A 19,948-nucleotide genomic window follows, 5' to 3' on the forward strand; every position below is an offset into this window, starting at 1 on the left:
GGGCCCGCCTTCAACAGCCGCATCGTCAGTCACAGGCCCACCAACGGCACAGAAGCCCTGAAACTGCGAAACTCAAGTTCCGAGTCCCGGATCACATCGCCCGGGCGCCAGTCACGGTCCTCATCGAGGGGTTCCGTCACTGGCACGAACCCAACCCCACGCTGACTGCGACCACAGACGCAGCCTATTGCGAGCGAGCCCCGTCGCACGCTGAGCAGTCAGAATGCACAGGACTTCTGGCTCCTTGGCTCCTACTCCTCCTTGCCTGGTGGGGAAAGGGTGGGGGATCCCGCCGCCGCGGCATCCCCCATCTTGACGGGCCCTACCAGCGACCCCCATCGACACGGCCCCACGTGTAGGCAGCGGCCCAGACGCCGTGGTTTCCGGCCCAGCCCCAGCCAGAGCCCCAGCGCTTGAGCAGGTTACCGGCCCAAGAGCAGAGCCATCCGAGTCTGCCCAGCCGTGCCCTGCAGTACCAGACCCCGCTGTCGATGGCGCCAGAGGCGATGTCCCAATAGGACGCCGTCATCCACAGGTGGTCTCGATCGAAGCCGTACGCGACGACGTTCTCGACGCTGCCTGTGGACTCCTTGGTCGCGTTCTGCTTGGCGGTGGGGTCGGCAGCCCCGGCGGATCCGAAGGACTTGCCCAGGACGTCTTGGACGTAAGCGGCGCGCTGCGGGTCGGCCATGACCTCCTTGAGCTGACGCGACTGTTCCGGGGTCAGTTGTGCCGTGGTGATCTTCGCTTTGGTACCAGTTGGAGCGGCGTAACCGGTGCTCACGGTCGTGGTGCTGGGTCCGTCTGCGATCGCGACGCCGGTGACCACGCCGCCACCGAGGAAGACGACCGCCGCGGTTGTGGCGACGATGCCCCTTCTCAGGTTCGAGCGGCTGGACGTGGAACGGTGACGGCCGGGCATCGAGTGAACCGACCGTTGGATGCTGGTGTCCATCTGCTTCCCCTTTCCGAGGATGCGGCGCCCCTTGCGCTGCCGTGCCAGCGTCCGCCTGCAGCGGGCAGCAGTGCCGCACACGTGTGCAAGGCCTGTAGAGCGCGTCCTGATGGCGCCAGGCAACGGACGAGGCCGTTCCGTCACCCTGGCCATGGAGCACCGCCGGGTCCTCGAACCCACGAGATGCCGACCACCCGGTGTGGTCACGACACGCGGGAGCTGGCCTGAGCGGCATACGGTGGCATCGCGAGGAACCCGAGCGGAGGCCAGATGAGCACGATCACGCAGCTGGGCGGCAAGGTGCGCGCCAAGGCGGTCGGCAAGACGATCGACACGACCACGCTGCTGCTGCCCACGACCGTCAACGCCGACCCGCGCAAGTGCGTCGTGCTACGCGGCCCCAACGGCTCCGGCAAGACGACCCTGCTGCGCATCATCGGCGGGCTGCTCGCCCCGACCACGGGCACCGCGACGATCGGCGGGGTCGAGGCCGACGAGCGCAACCCCGACGTGCGCGCCGCGGTCGCCGCGCTGATCGGCACGCCGACGACCTACCGCGACCTCACCCTGATCGACCACCTCGTCCTGGTCGACTCGAGCTGGGGCGGCGACCCGAACACCGCCGACGAGCGAGGCCTCGCCCTGATGGCCCGCCTCGGCATCGACCACCTCGAAGACCGCTTCCCGCACGAGCTCAGCTCCGGGCAGGAGCAGCTCTTCCGGCTCGCGCTCACCTTCGCCCGGCCGAGCACCGTGCTGCTGCTCGACGAGCCCGAGCAGCGCCTCGACACCACCAAGCGCGAGGTGGTCACCGAGCTCATCCGCGAGCGCGCCAAGGAGGGCGCGACCGTCGTGCTGGCCTGCCACGACCCGGCCATGACCGAGGCCCTCGCCCACCGTGTCGTCGACGTCAAACCCGCCCGATGAGCCAGGCCGCCGCGACGTGGGAGATCGACGACCGCGAGCTCGTCGGGCAGGCCGACTGGGTCATCGGCGGCGATGCCGGCCGCAAGGGCCGCCGGCAGGCCTGGTACGCGGGCTATGTCACGTTCCTCGCGGCGCTGGCCTACGGCTTCCCGGTCGTGCAGGCCGTCGTCAAGACCGCCGACCCGGCCGCGCTGCGCCAGCAGCTCGCCTCCCCGCTCACCGCGCTGGTCGTGTTCGGCGCCGTCGTCGCCGTGCTGTGGGCGATGTATGCCGCCGGCACCCGCCGCGGGCCCGTCGTGCCGCCGCTGCCGTGGATCGACCATGTCGTGACCACCCCGGTCGACCGGGCCGTCACGGTCGGGCGCTGGTGGCGGCTCGCGGTGGGACTGTGCGCCTTCCTCGGCCTGCTCGCGGGGGTGACGCTCGGTGCGGGCATCGCCTACGGCGGGCTCGTCGGGTGGTATGCCGCCGGGCTCGTCGCGATCGGCGGTGGCGTCCTCGGGTGGCTGGCTGCCGCGCTGTGGCTGTGGGGTCAGGTCCGGTGCTGGCCGGGCGCGGGCCGCGGGCCGGCGACCCTGTTCCGTGGTCGCACCGCCCTGCGCGCGCTGCACGTCGAGGTGCTGCGCCAGCACGCGGCCAACAGCTCGACGATCGGCGGTTCGGTCATCGCCGGCAACCTGCGCACCGCCCGGCTCCAGCTGGCCCGCCCGGTCCGCCGGGCCCGGTCGGCGCGGCTGCGGGCCGGCGGACCCTTCGTGGTGTTCGTCCGACGCGACCTGCTCGGGATGCGCCGGCTGCCCTCGGTGTTCTGGGCCGGGCTGGGACTCAGCGTCCTCGGGGCGGTCGTGCTGGCCTGGGCGCTGACCCACCCGGCGGTCCCCGCGGTCGGCGTGACCATCGGGCTGGTGCCGGCCTACTTCGGGTACGGCGGCTGGGCCGAGGGGCTGCGGATGCAGGCCGACAACATCGGCACGCCCAACCTGCTCGGCACCAGCCTCCGCGCCGAGACCCTCGCCCACCTGGTCCTGCCGAGCCTGTTCACCCTCGTCGTGCTCGGCGGCGCGCTCGCCGTGGCGGGCGTGGCCGTCGGGTCGGTCTCGGTGCAGGCGGCGGTGCTGGTGTTGGTCCTGGTGGCCCTGCTCGCGGGCGGCCACCTGCTGGCGGCGTTCCGCGGGTCGCCGCCGAAGTCGACGTTCAGCGCCAGCGGCACGGCGCCGGCGATGCTCATCGCCTGGTACCTGCTTCCCGTGCTCGCCGTGCTCGTCGTGGGGACCCTCGCCACGGTGCTCACGCACAAGTCCTCCGGCAGCCTGGTCTGGGGCGTGCTGCTCACCGCCGCGATCGTGGCCTGGGGCCTGTCCAAGTCCGAGCGTCTCGCACAGGAGCACCGGGTCTGAGCCGGTCCGGCACTCCGCGCGCACGGCCCGGCCCGGCGGCATACCCCGTCGTGCGGCGCGCGTGGTTCGATGACGGCATGCCTCCCGAGAACACCGAAGAACCCCGCGTCGTGTCAGCGCAGCGCGAGATCGCCGCTCCGGCGGGCGAGATCTTCGAGATCATCGCCGACCCCGCCCAGCAGCCTCGCTTCGACGCCAACGACAACCTCGACAACGCGGCGGCCGGGCAGCGCGTCCGGCGCGTCGGCGACGTCTTCACGATGCACAACCGGGGCGGACGCACCCGCGCCAACCACGTCGTCGAGTTCGAGGAGCAGCGCCTGCTCGCCTGGCGACCCGCCGAGCCGGGCAAGGAGCCGCCGGGCCACCTGTGGCGCTGGGAGCTGCAGCCCCTCGACCCGCGACGCACCCTCGTCACGCACACCTACGACTGGTCGCGGCTGACCGACGAGTCCCGCTTCGAACGGGCCCGGGCGACCACCTCGGACAAGCTGATGGCCTCCCTCGACCGGCTCGCCGGGCTCGTCGAGGACGAGGGGTGACGACCGGCAGGCTGCACGTCCGCCTTGAAGTTGGCGATGGTCCGCTCGATGACGTAACGGATCCTGTTGATGGCTGTGTTGAATTCCTTTTCCCAGCCCAGGAGGTCACGGTGGGCGGGTTTCTTGATCGGTGTGATCATGCCGTTCCCGACGTATCCTTTGTCTCCGACCCAGTCTGCCGGGTCGAGGGTGTCCAGGGCCCCGGAGTCGCGCAGGCAGTGGGTGTCGTGCCGGCGCCCGTCGATGGGGTCGGAGATCCAGGCCAGCTGCCCGCCCAGGGTGGCGACGACCTGGACGTTCATCCCGGTGGTGTGGTGCTTGCCGGAGTACAGCTCCGGGTGCTCGCGCCAGGGCCAGCAGGGCAGCAGGGTCCCGTCCACGAGGTACTGGGTGCGCGGGTCCAGGTCCTCGGCGGTGGGCACCTCGCCGTGCAGGACCTGCACCAGCAACGGGGTGATCGCGCCGATGGCGCGGCTGACGGTGGGCTGGGACACGTCGTAGGTCTCGCCCAGTTCCACCTGGACCCGGTTTCGGCGCAGATAGGTCAAGGTGATGACCACCGACTTGTACAGGCCCAGAATCGGCGGCCAGCATTTCTGCGCGCTGTCCGTATCGCGATGGATCATCGCACACACGTCAACGATCTGCTCCTTGGTGAGACCGGTGGTATGATACATGCTCGACGGTCCGTTTTTTTGAGTTTGAGTCCCTAACAACTCAATTCTCCTGCGAAACGGGCCGTCGCTCTTGGAGGCGCACCGCAACGGTTTCAGATTAGTTCGCCTGAATAACCCTCAATGACCCGGAAACCTGCCGCTAGAAATTCACGCGTTTGAGCTGACTGAGCCGCGGCACGGCGACTGGCGGCACTAGCACGACGAATCCGAGTGACCAACTCCGGTAGCCGGATCACAGGGATTGCTTCGAGGTTCATCGGATCGTCAGGCGGCATGCCCGTCAATCGCTCCCAGGAGGGTTGGTCCGTAACAGGGATCATTACACATAGCCACGAGCACATCCGATGCACACACCGCCAGGGGCGCGGAGGCTCGATCTCCGAGGTGCGCGCACAACACCCGGACAGCGTCGCTTTGGGTCACCCGACCATTCAGAATGGGGGCCACGACTCGCCGCGATGCCCGAAGTACTCATGGTCCCACCGCGTCACGCCCCGAGGGTCCTGCCTCGTAGTACTGTCCACGCCCCCCTCTCCAAGGAGTCGAGATGTCCACCTCATCCTGGCCACGACGTCGGCCCAGGCATAGCCGCCGTTCTCTGGCTGTCTGCCCGGTCACCGGCAAGGTCCGATTCCGGGACCGCAACACCGCCAAGCAGGCGCTCAAGCTGGCAGCGTTCGCCCGCTCCCGCGCCGAAATCGACGGTCTCGCCACCCGCCGTCGTGAGGTTCGCGTCTACCAGTGTCTCGAGGAGGCCTGCCACAAAGGTTTTCATCTATCCTCCCAGCCTGGCTACACCCCGCCCGGCGGAGCAGGCATGGCGGTGGCGGCATGATCCGGCTGAAGAAGATGCGACTCCTCTCCGACGGCCGCGCCTTCAACACCCTCGCCACGAAGCTCGAAAAGGACCTCACCCGCCAAGTCGGTCCTGCGCCGGCGCCGACGTCAGCGTCACCCCTGCACATTCTGAGCATTCGGTCGCGGGTCACTGCAGAGAAAGCAGTCCGGCGCTGGCTGCGGCGGCTGCGGCGTGTTGTCGAGGCCCACGAGCGCGACTCACGCGTCCGGGACGAGCACGTCGCCCACGCCAAGGCGTACCTGGACGACCCGGTCACCGTCGCGCAGCTGGCCGAGGTCAGGGATGCTGAGCTGCGGTCGACGCGCTTCGGCTACCTGGCGCTGCGGATCTCACAGATCCTGCTCGTCGCGGTCGCCGCGGTCATGGTCGCCCAGGATCCGATGTTCGTCCTTGCTGTTCTCCGCGAACGCCTCGACGTGCCCGCCTCGCTGCCGATCTGGCAGGTGACCGACCCCCGGGCCCTCGTGCCGCTCGCCGCGGCCGCGGCGGTCAGTACGGTCCTGATCATCTGCGCACACTACGGCGGGCGCGTGTTGGCGTCCGTGCTCTTTACTTTCCCGATGACCGCCGCCGACAAGGAGCATGAGGAACTGGAACGCGGCGCCCGACAGCTTCGCGCATACCGTCGTGTACTGATCGCCTCGGCCACCATCGCGATCATGGTGATCATCACCGGCTGGGTACTGAGGCCGCTGGCGGTGGCCCGGTTCGTGTCTGCCGGCAGCGCCTTCGACGCCGATCACAGCGACGACCCGGTCGCGCAGGCACTCGTTCTCGTGGTCATCTGCCTCCCCTGGATCCTTCTCACGCTCGAGACCGTCGCCGCGGTGCCGTTGATTCAGCATCAGCGGACCGTCCACAAGCTGTCCCGACGACTCAAGAGGTCCGAGCAGACGACGATCCGACGGGAGCAGAAGCTCAACAAGGCAGCCTGGTCGAGCTACCAAAGGATGCGCACCGTGGTACTGCACATCAACGACGTGCTCATGCAGATCGGCTGGAGCACCGACTGGGAGTACCTGCACGCGGACGTGGCCACCGGCCAGCTGACCACGCATATCCCATCCGGCGACCCATCGGCCCCGGCGACAGGAGACACGCCCCCTGCACCGATGACCGGCGGACCCATCTCGGAGCACCTGCCCGGCCTGCCAGCAGCGTCAGCGACGCTCGTCGACCTCATCAACCGCTCGAACGCGAGTACCCCGCCGCCACGCACCGGCGAGCTGATCGCCACGTGGGCCGCCGCCCGCACGGGTGCTCGGCCCGCCGCACCCGAGCACGAGCAGGACGACCCCACGTCCGCGCACGTACCGGCCAGCGGTGACGGCACTGAGCAGCCTGACGCCGAAACGGCGCTCCCCCTCAACAGCACCGGCCCGACGCCCACGACCGACACTCAACCCGACATCGACACCGACGACGAACCGGGTGCGTCTCAGGCAGCCTGAGGCGTGTCCAGCAAGGAGCCCACCTCCAGCCGGTCCGGGGGCCGCGCTCGCTCCCCGTTGGAGTGTCACGTATCCACCCACCACCGGCGTAACCAGTGGACACACCAAGACCCTCTACGGCTCAACCACTTCCATCACCAAAGAGGAGCAAACCCCACCATGCTCACCACCAAAGGACCCAACGCCCGCGTAGCGCGAGCAGCGGCGTCGATACTCGCGCTGGGGCTAGCCGGCTGCTCGACCCCCAGCTCAGCGACACCCTCCCCGCCCACAAGAACCCTGACCAGCGAGCAGGCCGCCGGATGCAGGGCCATCTTCGACGGCTCCTACCCCGACCCGACCGAGGAGCTCATCATCATCGACGACCAGACGGCGTCGCGGGTAGGCGAACAGATCCCCAGCGCCCTGGCCGACGCGATCACCACAGCCAGCACCAAAGGCGGGCTCATCACCGTCCTGGCCGTGGACGGCGCGAACACCAATGCCCGCATCATCGCCAAGCGGGTCCCGCTGTCGCAGCCAGGTGAACGCGACCGGCCCTCGGTCGCCAGAACCGCCGCGTTCATGCCGGCCTGCGTCAAGCAGTTGCTCCTGTCCCAGGCCTCTCCCACAGCCACTGGGACTGACCTCTACACCCCGCTGGCCGCGGTCGCGGAACTGGTCGCGAACCCGCCCCCTGGCACCACCTCTAGCCTGTGGCTGCTCACTGACATGATCGCCAACACGGGTCAGGCCAGCCTCAACAACCCGACCCTCCTTCAGGAAGAACCAGACGTCGCCGCGCACGCTACCGCCGCGACCGCGCCGCTGAACCTGCATGGAATCGCCTGGCACTTATACGGCGTCGCGAACACCCATGACCATCTCCTTGAGGCCAACCGGGTGTGGCTTCGCGACTACAGCATCGCCCTGTGCAAGGCGTGGCGAGCATCAGGGTGCGAAGAGAACATCAGGCTCGACCCGCCGGTCGCCAACGGCATCCGCCGCAGCGCCAAACTCCCAGCGGACGCGCCGATCCCCTTCCCCTCCGCTAAAGCCCGGAGCACCGCAGGCGGATGCGCCTACGCCGTACCAGGCGGGCTGCTGTTCGCCGGCGACTCGGCCGTGCTACGTCCCGAGGCGCGCGAAGCCCTGGCCGGGCCGATCAGGGCGCTCAAGTCGTCGCCTGCCGCTCGTGCTGTCGTCACCGGCCACACCGCCAGCTCCAATGCCTACACCGACGCCCAGCTCGTCGACCTGTCCAAGCGGCGCGCCGCCGCCGTCGCCGCCGCCTTGACGGCCGGCGCCGGAATCCCCGCCGACCGTGTCAGCACGCACGGCGTGGGCGATCACCACCCACTGCATGAGGACATCGACCCCAAGACCGGTCTGCAGATCCCCGGGATGGCCGCTCTCGAACGGCGCGCCGATCTCACCGTCACCGGCGCCACAACATGCCGGTAACCAGCCCCGAGCCCCTACGTCCCGGGCCGAAAGGCCTGCACAGCCCCGCGCTGCTGGACAGCCGCAACACCCACCGCACGCGCACTGCCGCCGTGCTCGCGCTGAGCCTGCTGGCCGTTCTAGCCCTCGCGGGATGGCGCTGGCACCAGAGCAGCACACCAACCAGCATCACCCAGGTGCACCTAACCGGGGCCCGCGGCCCGGCCCCCGTCGACCTGGTCGTGCTCCTGGACACCTCGGGCAGCTTCCAGGCCTACCGGGCCATCCGCGAACGCGCCCTACACGACGCACTCACCTGGACGACCCGAAACCTACGGCCCGCCGACACAGTCACCATCATCAGCTTCGACGGCGCCGCCGCCACCCTGCTGCCCACCACCCCCATCAGGGGCATCACCGGCGGCGCACACGTCAACACCTTCCCCAAGCCCACCGACGGCACCCGCATCCAGCCGGCACTGCAGCAAGCCCTCGACCATCTCCAAGCCGTCGCCTCCTCTACTGGGCCATCGACGACGGCGCGCGTCCGAAGCCTCATCGCAGTCACAGACACCCTCGTCACCGACGCCGATCCCCACCCGATCGCCTCCCTCACCAACCACCTGGGCATAGCCACCATGACCCTCGTCCTGCCCAACGGCCTCGGCACTTCTCCCGCCTGGGAATCGGCCTTCAGCTACGAGCAAGTCGTGACCGCCGACTCCAGCAACCCGGACAGCATCGCACTGGCATTCGCCGCCGCTGCGGCGCACGCCACCGGCCAAACCCTCCAACTCGTGCGCTGACGACGATCAGTATCCGCGCGCGGGCCCGCGTCACACGCCACCCGGACCGCCCGTACAACAAGGCATCGGCGTCCGCCGCCCGCACTCACCCTGAAGGACAGAAACCGCAGCCATGTCCACCAAGACCACCCTCGCCACCGCCGCCGCGATCATCGCCCTGGCAGTGAGCGTTACCCAGGCGCTAGAGCCCCACACCGCCAGCGAGATCGACCAGCAACGGCGCGACCAGCAGGTCCAGGACCTGTCTGACAGCCAGGACCGTGTCAATGACACGCTGCGCAACAAGGCCAACGCCGACGCCGACGCGAACCGGATTGACAAGCTCAACCCCGGCGAGCACCGTCCCCCAGAGGCTCACCTACCCGACCCGGTCAAGCTGAAGCTGCGGTGGAGATGAGCAGGCCCGCCGAACCGGGCGACTGGGTCAAACTGACCCGCACCGTGCCGACCTCCTTCACCGACCAACTGACCGGCGACGGTCTACGCGCCGGCACGCAGGCCCTCGTCATCACCCGCCACGGGCGGCGACTGCAGATTGACGCCGACGCGGGCTGGGGCACCGTCACAGCGACGATCGACGCCACCGACGCCGTCGTCGTGCGCCGTGACGGCGGAACCGACCGGTGGCAAGCCACGACCCACCGGCGCACGACCGCTCGTCTCGCTCTCGCCCTCGCCCTCGCATGGCCCATCCTGTCGTTCGCCACCCAGTACATCTGGCTGCAGCACAGCCTCGACGGCCTACCAGGCGCCATCGCCCTCGGCATCGTCTCGGCGATCCCAGACCAAGTCGAAGCATTCCTCAACGAACCCGTCAAGGCCGTGCTCTACATAGCCCTGACCACCGCCCTCGCCCGCATCGCCTTCGGCAGGACTCGATGAGCACGTCTGCCATCGTCGAACGAACCCCACGCCCCGACCCGTGCCCAACCGTGGCGGTGAATGTGACCAGGCCCACACCGCCAGATCCCGGACGCTGTCACGGTTCGGCCATGAACGCCGTAGTTACTAAGTGCACACACTCTTCGAGCGCCATATTGGGAGGGTTCAACCGCATGACACAGCCATCGCCTGACCCCATCGGCGGGCCCACGCCCCGTGACGCACCCTCCTACGACGACGACGACGACGACGACGCCGCCGCCGCCGCCGCGCAGGCCTACGCGGCCGACCGCGCCCACGAGGACACCGACTCGGCCTTCAACCGCCTGGTGGAGGTTGAGGAGCAGAACATCCGAGCAACCGCTGAAGCGGTAGCCCGAGGCATCATCCGGGATCGCTACCTTGCTCAGGACATCGTTCAGGAGGCCTGGATGAGCGTCATCCGGGCTGCGGCCTATGACCCGCAGAGAGGACCCTTTCGTAGGTACTTCCTCCAAGTGGTCAGGAACAAGGCGAGAGATAAACGGAAAGCTCAAGAAGCCAGGCCAGAGAGTCCCGCCGATGACGAGCAACTCCTGCGCGCCGTGGATCGGCGGGCGGGGAGCAGCCTGGGTAGCCCGGAAGATGCGGCGGACACCACCAGTGCCATCGGACAGATCGCGGCGGCGCTCGCCCAGCCCGGTTCGCTGAACGAGCTGCAGCGGTCGCTCCTCGTGTGCTTCCTCGATGACCCGCACATCGAGCTGGCGGAGATTGCCCGCGCGTTAGGCAAGACCGCGGGGGCGGTCCGCCAAGCGCGCCACCGAATCCCGGAGCGCTTGGGGTTGACACCTGAAGAAGTCGCCGCGTGCCGTGCGTTCCTGTGCTGTTTCAGGCGATGGGATGTCTTCCAACGGGTGCACGACGACATGGACCTCGCCGAGGCCACCCGCCACATCGCATCAGCCAACCGCAAGCTCAACAACGTGTTCCACCGGAACCTCCTGATCTCTGACCACCCGCAAACCACGAACCTGGAAGAAGACGACGCCTGATGGCACGCCACGAATCCGCACGCCCTGTCTCACTGGCGCCTGCGCACCTGGACCGGCAGCCCACCAACCTCGAGCGGGCCTTGGCCCGGCAACTGTGGGCTGCCTCCCCGCACATCGGCATCCGATACGAGCCTGACGCCGACCGCCTCACGGTTCGGGTACTCGACTCGGCCACCGCCGCGAAGATGGACACCCACGAGCCGTTGTTCATCGGATTCGACGGTCTCGACGAGGACGCCTGGCCTACCCTCATGACGCAGATGGCGGCCAGACGTAACCTCTTGACCGCGCAACTCACACCCGGGTCCAGGACGCTGCTGCAATTCATCGGCGGCACCGCGGCTCATGCGGTGCAACGCGCCGTGGCCGGTGGGCAACCCGCGAACGTAACCGTCACCATCGATGCCATCGAGGCCGACGCGCTGATCAACTACTGGCGTACCGCGATCAGCGACCCCGGCACCGACGAGATCGCCCAGGAGGCCGAACAGCTCGTTGCCGAGATCACCACCGTGCTCATCCACCGCAGCACACTCGTCCACCGCGACCTGCCCGCCGCGCCACTCGCGAGCGGACCGCGCACACAGACGCGCGAGACGGTGCTGCGCGAACTGCCCCTCGATGATGAGGCCACGTTCGAGTACCTCATGGGCCGGCGCCGACGCGGCCCCATCGAACCGTGGCCCCTGGCCTTCATCAGCCTGACCCGCAACGACCCCGACTACTGGCTGACCGTCAGCATCGAGCTGCCCCACGGCCCGAAGCGGCCGCTCGGTGCAGTGACTGCCACGGTCCGCGTCGACCAGACGAACTGGTCGATCCCTCTTGCCCCCGAGCCGACCCACGACACCCAACACACTCGCACGCTCATCGGCTGCCGGCTGCTGCCAGCGGACCACCTCCCCGGGCTGCGCGACACCACCAACCAGGGAGTGCTCGAGATCACCCTCACCGCGCAGCCCTCGAGGTCAAAACGATGACGCGTGAACAACAGCAGTCCTGGGACGGGTACGTCGATGGGGCGATCGCCTCACCGGATGGAGCAGCGAGCTGGGCGCTGACCCGAGTGTGCCTCGCAAACAGCGTATTGCTCGAGAGACCGCAGTTCACCACCACGGTCGCCGAGGGACTGCCACCCGGGCGCCCCACCCGGGCCACCACCCGCAGAGCAGCAGCCCACCTCGCCGGTATCGACCCCGCAGGTGAGCAGGCCCTCACGATCCGACGCGCGGTCGGGCGCCTGCACCGCTGGACCTTCCCGGACCCGCGCAGAGGCGACATCGACGAGACAAGCAGGGCCATCGCGGATGCAGAGCACGTGGGTGATGTGGCCCGCCAGCTAGGTGATCCCGACTTGGCTGTCTGGGCGGGCCTCGTGGCCGGCGTAGCCGAGTACCGTGCAGCGCGCGCAACGCAAGCAGTGGCCCGGCTTCGTTTCACGGTCGATGCGGCCCTTGATGTTCTCGACTCAACGACGTTCGACCTTGGCGAGGCGCTGGCCTCGCCAGACCTCATGGGCGCGGCGCGTACTTGGCGACTCGGAGTGCTCAGCGCGGCCGCCCGGCGACTACGCCAAGCCGCATCAAGCGCCGGTGACTTCGAGAACCTCACCTACGGATCCACGGTGCGCGAACAGTTCCTGCCGGAGCTCTCCGCCGTCAAGCCCCGAGCGGCTCTCGCGGCCCTTCAGTCCATTGCAGCCGGTTGCCGTCTGCGTGGCGACCGGGCGGGCGCGATGCGGGCCGTCAACGACATGAAAGCTATCCATGATCTGCTGACCGGGGAGGAGCAACTCGATGCACTAAAGCTCATCCGGCAAACTGAGATCCACAATGCTGAGTCGTTGAAGGACTGGGAGACGTATCGTCGGCTGAGCCGCGAGCGTTTAGAGTGGGTCATCAACACCGTCGCTGCCAACGTGTCCACCGACATCGAGCCCACCGCGGAGAACGTGATCGCGCATCTGCACGCGACCGGAGACAGAGCATGGACCGGCGCGATCGGCAACTGCGCACTCGGTGAAGCGCTCGCGGTCTACCGTCTCGGACTAAGCAAGACAAGCCCGGCCGAATGGGACGCCGCGTGGCGCTCCCTGGCAGTCGCCGAGGCAGCATTCGGCGACTGGGGCGCCAACGGCTTCGACGGGATCAAAATCGACCGAGCAAGGCTTCTCGCGGATCTGCCCGCTGACAGACGCCCCCCACCGAGCGACATCATCGCCACGATGATCGACGTGAGCCGGACCGCAAAATCCGGCGGAAGCAGGCGGAACGCGGTCCTTGACGCCATCGAGGTCAGCGCGCCCGGGGACACGACCGTCCTTCACCGCCTCGAGGAGATGATCGCGGCCGATCATCACGTCCACGGCCCACGCCTACGCGGAGGGCGGGTCAAGTGGTTGCGCAAGAACGGCGCAGCCCAGTCCGCACCGCAGGAGCTGGAGCCAGCTGCCCTCGCCGCAGCAGGAGACCTGGAAGTCGAGGGCCGGCTGCAGGATGCGGTGCTCGCGGCTGAGTGCTGGATCGCCGCGGCCGAGGCCGGCCGAACCCTCGGGCGGAACACGAATGTCACCCTCGAGCGTCTCCTCCAAGCGGTGCGCTGCCTGTCGATACAACTGGTGACCGTCACCTCGACGCGGGAACGACGAGACCTGGGACGCAAGTACAGCCCCCTGCTGCGCCAGGTCGCTGACCTCGCGATTCAGATGGACGACCCGGCGGCGGCCGAGCGCGTGATGGAACTGGTCCGGCGCGACCGGGTCGGCTCGGTCCTGGTCAGCCTCAGCCGTGACCCAGCCGTCTCGGCCATGATCCGCGACGCCGCCGAGAAAACCCAGCTCGCCAACACCGTCATCCCCGCCGCCCCCGACGAAGTCCCCCCAGAGGAGGTCCGCCGATGGGTCGCCCGAACTGCCACCGAACAGAACGCCAACCAGCAAGCGGCCCGCGAACGCGCGAACCAGATCCTTGGCCCTTTGGCGGTCCTCGCCGACGCGACCAGCCTCGACACCGCAACCTCAAAGAGCCTGTTGGCCCAGCGTTCTGAGGCCACAACGGGCCAAGCCGCAGCAATCCTGCAACTGCTGCCGACCCACGGGGGGTTCCTCAACAGCGATGACACCACGCTCTACTGGGTTGTCACACTCGCGCACCACGGAGGCACCATCACACACGAATGCGGAAGGGCCGACCTCGACGTCACCTCCGAGGACCTGAAGGCACCCCGCTCATTCCGAACCGCCTACTACCTGTCCGAGTCGCTGATCCCCGAGGTCTTACGAGACTTCCTGCTCGAAAACGGCTCGCCAGAGAACCCGGTCCGCCTCACCGTCGTACCCACCGGGCTGCTCGAGGTGCCCTTCGACGCCCTGGTGCTCGACGAGACCGCCGGCGTCCAACTCGTCGACCGAGCCGCCATCACCGTCGTCGGATCCGTGGCCACAGCCACCAGCCTGCGCGAACGAAGCCTGCTGGAAATCGGCCATGACACGGCCGCACCATGGATCACCGTGTTCGACACTAAGCGCCTGCCCGGCACCAAAGACGAGGACAACGCGATCCGGGCCGCCCACACACTGACCCTCCCTTCGACCAGCGCGACAGACCTGATCGAGCAGATGTGCCAAGGAACCGCGGCACTGCTCGCGATGGGCGTGCACGGAAGCGACGGCGACGGCGACGGGTGGAACCAAACCAAGCTCATGCCCGACGGCACACAGATCCGGGCACTCGAGGTCCTCGCAGCCCGAGCCCCACGGCACTGCGTCCTGACCTCGTGCAACACCACACTCAACGCCCACCACGACGTCGAGCAGGAAGGCTTCCCCATGGCGCTGCTCATCGCCGGCGCATCCGTCATCGTCGGAACGATCGCCGACATCCCCGACCGCGTCACCGGGCAGATCATGACCCAGTACTGGCCCCGAATCGCCGCCGGCGACCCCCCCGACATCGCGCTGCACCACGCCAAACGCACCTGGCTGCGCGAGCACCCCACACACCGTGCAACCCCACAGACCTGGGCCGCGCTCACCGTCTACGGAAACGCCCCCTGACCACGACACTGGACGTCGTACCCGTACCGGCACCACGGCGCACTGATGTCGTCTCGGTGCGCGAGGCAGCCCGGAGCACCCGCACCCGTATGAAAGGGTGGCATGCGCTTCGCGTTGGCGCGGCCACACGTACCGCCAACGGATCCAGAAGGAAGTCCCTCACCTCCCCGGTGTCGCCTACCTCGGGGGCGCCTGCAACGGATTGGCCCGACGCCGTGGGCAATGTCCACGAGGTAGGCGGCACCAGGAAGCGCGGGAACCTACAGGTTGTAGGTCCCGGCGCAACTTGTCACTTTCCAGGAACTTGTCACTGGGCGTGTCCATGTCTCGGCGTCTTGTCCCCGCTCGAGCGTGTCCGTGGCGCTGGACAGTCGCTCGGGCCGCTGAGCCAGGGGGAGCCTTGAGGATTTGGACAAGTTAGTGAGAGTGGAGTTTCGCACTTTGGGGCTCGTGACTGCTGCGAGTTGAGCGCTTCCTGACCGCTGGGCCGCGATCCGGGACGACACGCCCCGACGGGTCCCGCGAGTATGCCGTCACGTGGACCAGTCTGTTTGTGAATACACAAACAGATGGGTGGTGGGATGATGACTCCGATGACGTCGAAGAAGACCCGGGTCCCGCGCATGCTGCGCGGCTCGCTGGTCACGCTGCGGCGCCGCTGCGGCAAGCCGGGCTGCCACTGCGCCGACGGAGCGCAGCGGCACGAAGCGCCGGCGCTCAGCTACTCCGAACGCGGCCGGACCCGGGTGATCATGCTCGCCGAGTCCGACGTCGCCGCGGTCGCTGCGGCGTTGGAGCGCTACCGGAGCGCCAAGGCCGAGCTGGAGAGCGCGGCCAGCACCGGGCTGGCCGCGCTGGCCGCGCAGGTCGCGGACGCACGCGCCGACCGGCGCCGGGCCAGGTGACCGGCTTCCTGGCGTTGCTCGGCCTGACCCGCGCGGGCTTCACCGCGCCGAGCTTCGCGATCTTCACCGACCTGCTGACCGGCTGGGTGTGCGCGCCCGGGCGGCGCACCATCATCGCGATGATCACCGGCGCGGACCCGGCCGGACGGCGCGCGCACGACGCGTACCACCGGTTCGTCCGGGACGGGGCCTGGTCGATGAGCTGGCTCTGGCAGGTGCTGACCGTCCACCTGGTCGGCCGTCTCGTTCCCACCGGAGTGGACGAGCTGGCCTGTGACGACACGCTGTTCCACCACGAGGGCCGCCACGTCGAGGGCGCCGGGACCTTCCGCGACGCGGTCCGATCCACCGCCAAACGAGTGGTGTACGAGCGCGGGCTCAACCTGGTCGTGATCACCTTGCAGGTGCGCCCACCCTGGGGCGGGTGCCCGATCGCGGTCCCGGTCAACGCCCGGGTACACCGCAAGAAGGACACCACCACCACGATCGGGCATGCCGAGGCGATGCTCCGTCAGATCGCCGGCTGGCTGCCCAACCGCGAGCTGCACCTGTGCGCCGACGGCGCCTACGCCACCCTGGCCCGCGACCTGCCCTCCGGTGTCCAGCTCACCTGCCGGATGCGCCGCGACGCCGCCCTGTACCAGGCCGCGCCACCACGCACCGGTAAACGCGGCCGGCCCCGCACCAAGGGCGATCGACTGCCCACCCCGGCACAACTGTCCAAGACGCTACCCGCTCGAGTCTTCACCGGCGAGCAGGTCGACGTGCGCGGCGCCACCGTCACCACACTGGTCCACGTCACCGACGTGCTCTGGTACGCCGTCAACAAGACCAGCCTGGTCCGGCTGGTCATCGTGCGCGACCCCGACGGCAAGCAGCCCGATGACTACTTCTTCACCACCGACCTGCACGCCGCCGCCGCGTCCATCATCACCCGCTACGCCGCGCGCTGGGCAATCGAGGTGTGCTTCCGCGACACCAAGCAAGACCTCGGCGCCCAGAACCCGCAGTCATGGAAACGCCGCGGACCCGAACGCGCCGCCGCGCTCTCGCTCTGGCTGCACGCCGCCACCTGGTGCTGGTACCTGTGTGCCCACCCCGACGGCCGGACCTGGACCCCACGACCCTGGTACCGGCACAAGGCCACACCCAGCTTCCTCGACGCCCTCGCCGCGCTCCGCAAAGCCCTGTGGTCACAACGAATTACAGCCATGTCGCGCTCCGAGCCCGACAACACGAAAATCACCGAAGCCATCCTCGACACGCTCGCCTACGCCGCATAGCCGAACCGGGGAGTGCGAAACTCCACTGAGACCGAGGACGACATCCCCGCCGTCCTGACGATCCGGCGCCGGTCGTTCGGCCCGCTCGATCCCGGCAGCGAGGCCTGGTGGCGCGCCGTCGCCGCCGAGGTCATCAGCGGGCGCTGGCTCGCGGTAGTCGACGAGTCCGACACGGTGCTGGGTGCCGGACGGGCGCGCCCGTTCGAACAGGCTTGGGGCGGAAGGCATCTGGCGATGGGTGGGGTCGCCGGCGTGTACGTGGACCCGGCCGCGCGCGGTCGTGGGGCGGCGTCCGTGCTCATGCGCGGCCTGCTCGAGCGCATGGCCGGACTGGGGGACGCCGTCACCTGTCTCTTCGCCACGGCACCGGCGCTCTACCGCGGGGTGGGCTACGAGTTCGGTGGCGTACGACCGCGCTACACGTATGCCGCCCACGACCTGCGCGCCCTGCGCGCCCTCGGTGGTCGGCTGCGTCCCCGACCGGCCGTCGTCGCGGACGCCGAGCTGGTCCACTCCGTAATGCGCGCGGACCAGGTCCGGCACCGGCTCTGCGGGCCCCGACTGCCGAGCGTGCCGCAGTGGCGCGAGCAGCTGGCCGACGAGCAGGCAATCCACTACGTGCTCGACGGGCAGGACGGCGGGCCAAAGGGATTCGTCGCCTACTCGCTTGCGGACTCCACGTTGACCGTCACCGACCTCGTCGGCGACAGCGCGCCGGCGGCGGCCGCGCTGTGGGGGGTCGTCGCGTCCGGGTCCTCTACCGCACCGACGGTCCGGGCCTACCTGGACCCGCGGGACCCCGTCGCCCTGCTCGCCGGAGCGGAGGCCCGGCACGAGGTGCGGCAGCAGACCTGGATGCTGCGGGTCGTCGACCTCGTGAAGGCGGTGGCCGGTCGGGGCTTCGCGCCGCACCTGACCGCTTCGGTGCAGGTGCGGCTGCACGACCCGGACCTGCCCGCCAACTCCGGCACCTGGCGCCTGGACGTCTCCGACGGCTCGGGAACCGCCACCCGCATCGAGAGCGACGTTGCCGAGGGGCCGGCTGCCGACGCGCCGGCTGCCGACGAGCCGGTTGCCGACGAGCCGGTTGCCGCCGAGTGGTCGGCCGGTCGAGGTGCCGCAGAGTGGTCGGCCGGTCGAGGTGCCACCGAGTGGTCGGCCGCTCGGGGTGCCGTCGAGATGGGGCCACGGGGCCTGGCGGCGCTGTGGTGTGGCTGGTCGATGTCGCGGCTACGCCAGGCCGGCCTCGCCGCGGGTGGTGGCCTCGATGACGACGCGTGCCTCGACGCGATCTTCGCGTGCACACCCTTCATGACCGAGTACTTCTGACTGGGCCTCCGCGGCCTCATGCGACTCACCGAGCAACAGCCAAGTTCGACGGTTGCAGCCGTCGATGTCTGCAGCTACTCGAGGTGTTCGTCTTTCGTGCTACCCGATCGGGTCGGCGGTGCTGCTCGTACCAGGAGTCACCGTGCCGGGGCCGGCTCGCGCACCGCGGGGATCGCGAGCAGGGCGATCACCGCCATGGCGCCGACCACGAGCAGCGAGTGCAGCACTCCGACGTGGTCGCCCAGGAAGCCGAGCAACGGCGGGCCGCCCAGGAAGGCCGCGTAGCCGATCGTCGAGACGACGCTCAGCCGGGCGGCGGCACGGCGCGGGTCGTCGGCCGCGGCGCTCATCCCGACCGGGAAGCCGAGGCTGGCCCCGACCCCCCAGATCGCCGCACCCACGAACGCGAGCACCGGGCCACCGAAGACGACCAGGACGCACCCGACGACGGCCGAGACGAACAGGACCCGCAGCACCGGGACGCGGCCGTGCAGGTCGAGCAGGCGGGTCCCGACGATCCGCCCGAGCGTCATGAAGGTGAGGAAGACGGCGAAGCCGAGCACCCCGGCCCAACGCGGCAGGTCGTAGCCCTCCGAGAATGCGACCGCGACCCAGTCGTTGGCGGTGCCCTCGGTGAAGGCGGCCGCCAGCATGACCACGCCGATCAGCAGGGTCCGCGGCTCGAGCCATGCCGCGCCGACACCCTTCGCGACCGGATCAGTGCTCTCTCGATCGGGATTGGTGCCCTCTCGATCGGGAATGGTGCTCTCTCGATCGGGGGAGGGCAGGAAGTGGCGCAGCAACAACGGGGCGGCGCCGAGCAGGAGCAACGCGGCCGCCGCGAGATGGGCCACGACCGGCACGTGCAGTCCCGACAGGAGCGCCCCGACCAGGGCGGAGGCGACCGTGCCGGCGCTGAACATCGCGTGGAAGTGCGGCATGACCGAGCGCCCGAGGAGCCGCTCCACGGAGGCCCCCTCGAAGTTCATCCCGACGTCGAAGATGCCGACGCCGAGGCCGGTGACGAGCAGCGTCACCATCAGCACCGGACGGCTGGCGAACACCGTCACTGCGACGCCCGCGCCGACCAGCCCGGCTGCCTGGACGACACCCGCGCCGACCACGGTGCGCGCCGCCCCGAACCGGTCGGTGAACCAGCCGGACATCGGCAGGCCCAGCACCGACCCGGCCGACAGGGCCAGCAGGGTCACGCCCAGCTCGCCGGGGGACAGCCCGAGCGTGTGCTTGATGTCGGGCACGCGCGAGGCGAACGCGGCGAACGCGATGCCCGTGACCGCGAACGCCGCGAACACCGCCGACCGAGCCGCATGGACCCTCGGCGTCGGCAGCGCGTCGGTCATCAGCATCCCCTTGTTCCTCCTGGACGGTCGAATCGTTTCGGGTCGAATCGTTTCGATATCATCG

General features: G+C 69.1%; 18 protein-coding genes. 15 read left to right on the forward strand and 3 right to left on the reverse strand.

From position 1 onward, the window contains the following. Positions 1-322 precede the first annotated feature (322 nt). Positions 323-955, reverse strand: coding sequence for a hypothetical protein (locus WMI84_RS06115; RefSeq protein ID WP_347351336.1), 633 nt, complete (start codon positions 953-955; stop codon positions 323-325). A gap of 270 nt (positions 956-1,225) precedes the next feature. Between WMI84_RS06115 and WMI84_RS06120 the strand changes: the two genes are divergently transcribed. From WMI84_RS06120 to WMI84_RS06130, 3 genes are all read left to right on the forward strand, one after another. Continuing rightward, positions 1,226-1,882 carry an ATP-binding cassette domain-containing protein gene (locus WMI84_RS06120; protein WP_347351338.1) on the forward strand — a complete coding sequence of 219 codons (657 nt, stop codon included), beginning with the start codon at positions 1,226-1,228 and terminating at the stop codon, positions 1,880-1,882. Next, entirely contained in the window at positions 1,879-3,279 is a 1,401-nt protein-coding gene (locus WMI84_RS06125) for a hypothetical protein (protein WP_347351340.1), read from the forward strand. The genes WMI84_RS06120 and WMI84_RS06125 overlap by 4 nt, the downstream gene beginning before the upstream one ends. Positions 3,280-3,356: 77 nt before the next feature. Then, positions 3,357-3,821, forward strand: a complete 465-nt coding sequence (locus tag WMI84_RS06130; protein ID WP_347351341.1) for an SRPBCC family protein — start codon at positions 3,357-3,359, stop codon at positions 3,819-3,821. On the opposite strand, the gene WMI84_RS06135 is transcribed toward WMI84_RS06130, so the two are convergent. Further along, positions 3,704-4,498, reverse strand: a complete 795-nt coding sequence (locus tag WMI84_RS06135; protein WP_347351343.1) for a transposase family protein — start codon at positions 4,496-4,498, stop codon at positions 3,704-3,706. The two genes, WMI84_RS06130 and WMI84_RS06135, sit on opposite strands and share 118 nt — an antisense overlap. Positions 4,499-5,045: 547 nt before the next feature. Here WMI84_RS06135 and WMI84_RS06140 point away from each other — a divergent pair. The 12 genes from WMI84_RS06140 to WMI84_RS06195 all read left to right on the forward strand — a co-directional run bounded on the left by WMI84_RS06140 (position 5,046) and on the right by WMI84_RS06195 (position 18,523). After that, on the forward strand, positions 5,046-5,333 hold the full coding sequence (locus WMI84_RS06140) for a hypothetical protein (RefSeq protein WP_347351345.1): 288 nt from the start codon (positions 5,046-5,048) through the stop codon (positions 5,331-5,333). Next, positions 5,330-6,808: a hypothetical protein gene (locus WMI84_RS06145; protein WP_347351346.1), complete on the forward strand. Its 1,479-nt coding sequence runs from the start codon at positions 5,330-5,332 to the stop codon at positions 6,806-6,808. Before WMI84_RS06140 ends, WMI84_RS06145 begins: the two co-directional genes overlap by 4 nt. A gap of 159 nt (positions 6,809-6,967) precedes the next feature. Next, positions 6,968-8,251 (forward strand): OmpA family protein, encoded by a 1,284-nt coding sequence (locus WMI84_RS06150; protein ID WP_347351348.1) that lies wholly within the window; start codon positions 6,968-6,970, stop codon positions 8,249-8,251. A 92-nt stretch (positions 8,252-8,343) separates the two neighbouring features. After that, positions 8,344-9,036 carry a VWA domain-containing protein gene (locus WMI84_RS06155; RefSeq protein WP_347351350.1) on the forward strand — a complete coding sequence of 231 codons (693 nt, stop codon included), beginning with the start codon at positions 8,344-8,346 and terminating at the stop codon, positions 9,034-9,036. A 112-nt stretch (positions 9,037-9,148) separates the two neighbouring features. After that, complete coding sequence (locus WMI84_RS06160) at positions 9,149-9,433, forward strand: hypothetical protein (protein ID WP_347351352.1); 285 nt, start codon at positions 9,149-9,151, stop codon at positions 9,431-9,433. Next, the gene (locus tag WMI84_RS06165) at positions 9,430-9,918 is read left to right on the forward strand and encodes a hypothetical protein (RefSeq protein ID WP_347351354.1); all 489 of its coding nucleotides are present in this window, start codon (positions 9,430-9,432) and stop codon (positions 9,916-9,918) included. The genes WMI84_RS06160 and WMI84_RS06165 overlap by 4 nt, the downstream gene beginning before the upstream one ends. 173 nt (positions 9,919-10,091) lie before the next feature. After that, positions 10,092-10,952: a sigma-70 family RNA polymerase sigma factor gene (locus tag WMI84_RS06170; protein WP_347351355.1), complete on the forward strand. Its 861-nt coding sequence runs from the start codon at positions 10,092-10,094 to the stop codon at positions 10,950-10,952. Continuing rightward, on the forward strand, positions 10,952-11,932 hold the full coding sequence (locus WMI84_RS06175) for a hypothetical protein (protein WP_347351357.1): 981 nt from the start codon (positions 10,952-10,954) through the stop codon (positions 11,930-11,932). Before WMI84_RS06170 ends, WMI84_RS06175 begins: the two co-directional genes overlap by 1 nt. Then, positions 11,929-15,006, forward strand: coding sequence for a CHAT domain-containing protein (locus WMI84_RS06180; protein ID WP_347351359.1), 3,078 nt, complete (start codon positions 11,929-11,931; stop codon positions 15,004-15,006). Before WMI84_RS06175 ends, WMI84_RS06180 begins: the two co-directional genes overlap by 4 nt. Positions 15,007-15,599: 593 nt before the next feature. Continuing rightward, positions 15,600-15,911: a DUF6788 family protein gene (locus WMI84_RS06185; RefSeq protein WP_347351361.1), complete on the forward strand. Its 312-nt coding sequence runs from the start codon at positions 15,600-15,602 to the stop codon at positions 15,909-15,911. Next, on the forward strand, positions 15,908-17,194 hold the full coding sequence (locus tag WMI84_RS06190; protein ID WP_347351363.1) for a transposase: 1,287 nt from the start codon (positions 15,908-15,910) through the stop codon (positions 17,192-17,194). The genes WMI84_RS06185 and WMI84_RS06190 overlap by 4 nt, the downstream gene beginning before the upstream one ends. Positions 17,195-17,206: 12 nt before the next feature. Next, a complete protein-coding gene (locus WMI84_RS06195) occupies positions 17,207-18,523 on the forward strand; it encodes a GNAT family N-acetyltransferase (RefSeq protein WP_347351365.1) in 1,317 nt (438 codons plus the stop codon). 137 nt (positions 18,524-18,660) lie between these two features. On the opposite strand, the gene WMI84_RS06200 is transcribed toward WMI84_RS06195, so the two are convergent. Beyond that, a complete protein-coding gene (locus WMI84_RS06200; RefSeq protein ID WP_347351366.1) occupies positions 18,661-19,884 on the reverse strand; it encodes an MFS transporter in 1,224 nt (407 codons plus the stop codon). Positions 19,885-19,948 lie beyond the last annotated feature (64 nt).

The organism is Intrasporangium sp. (genome assembly GCF_039812505.1).
Taxonomy (GTDB): domain Bacteria; phylum Actinomycetota; class Actinomycetes; order Actinomycetales; family Dermatophilaceae; genus Intrasporangium_A.